This is a genomic window from Ruegeria intermedia (assembly GCF_900129345.1).
Classification (GTDB): domain Bacteria; phylum Pseudomonadota; class Alphaproteobacteria; order Rhodobacterales; family Rhodobacteraceae; genus Ruegeria; species Ruegeria intermedia.
Map to the genome: position 1 here is coordinate 1 of NZ_FQVK01000086.1, position 1,009 is coordinate 1,009.

The following is a 1,009-nucleotide window of genomic DNA, read 5'->3' on the forward strand; positions in this document are numbered from 1 at the left end:
TGCCCGGCAATATGTTAGCGCATTGCCGGACATTCGTCCCGCAGAAAAGATATTTTGGGCAGAGCGGGCTGGTCTCGAGATCGGCGAAATCAACATATAGCGATGCCGGCGGTGATCTTCGGTTGCCGACGCCGCATGGTGATTTGCAAGTCAACGCCTGCCGAAACCCGTCTTGCCCCGACTTTGCTGTTGAAGCTCTAAGTAGGGTAGACCGAGGGCGACCCAAAAAGGACGGGACTTCCAGGACGGATCACTACCGCCTCAATGGCGCGCACCCAGACACGAGCCTCTATTGCAAGACCTGCGGAAAGTCTTCGCAGATCAAGAGCAACAAGGGTATCGCGGAAGAACTTCGGAGAATTTCGGCCTATCTCGAGCCGCCTGCGGAGCCAGGCTGTCCGACATCAGGGTGCGACAACGAACGGGTTGGCGTTTTCAGCAATCCGGGGGCCTACATCTGCAAGGCCAGATTGAAGACGTCGCGGCGGCTCCTGTGCAAGTCGTGCCGGCATCAGTTCTCGGTCAAGGACCGTGCCTTCGCCGGCCAGAAGCAGCCCCACAAGAACAAGACGGTCTTCATGGAGATCGTCACGAAGAAGCCGATCCGGGGCATCGCGCAGATCGCGGAGCTGAGCCCCAAAGCAGTCTACGACAAGATCGACTTCATTTACGCTCAATGCCGCAGGTTTGCCGGCGAGCGTGAAGCCAAGGCGCATCGCATCAGGCGGAAATACGTCCGCTTGTGTGTCGACCGGCAGGACTACCTGATCAACTGGCAGAGCAGAAAACGACGAAAGAATATTCAGTTCACCTCGGTTTGCACCGTCGAAGGCAAGACCGGATACGTGCTCGGCCATCACCTCAACTTTGACCCGAACCGAAACCAGTTCGATATCGACGACGCGGCGCGCGAGAACGGTGATTTCGATCCGCGATCTCGCAAGTATTTCCATGCCCATCCGCAATACTGGAAGTCCGACGAGTTCTACGCGATCGCGCGAAGCCAGAA

Annotated in this window: 1 protein-coding gene; it reads left to right on the forward strand. The window is 57.4% G+C overall.

Features of this window, described 5'->3' with window-relative positions; genetic code table 11:
• Positions 1-122: 122 nt before the first annotated feature.
• Positions 123-1,009: hypothetical protein (locus F3H26_RS19560; RefSeq protein WP_223162601.1), on the forward strand; the 887-nt coding region annotated here is incomplete at its 3' end.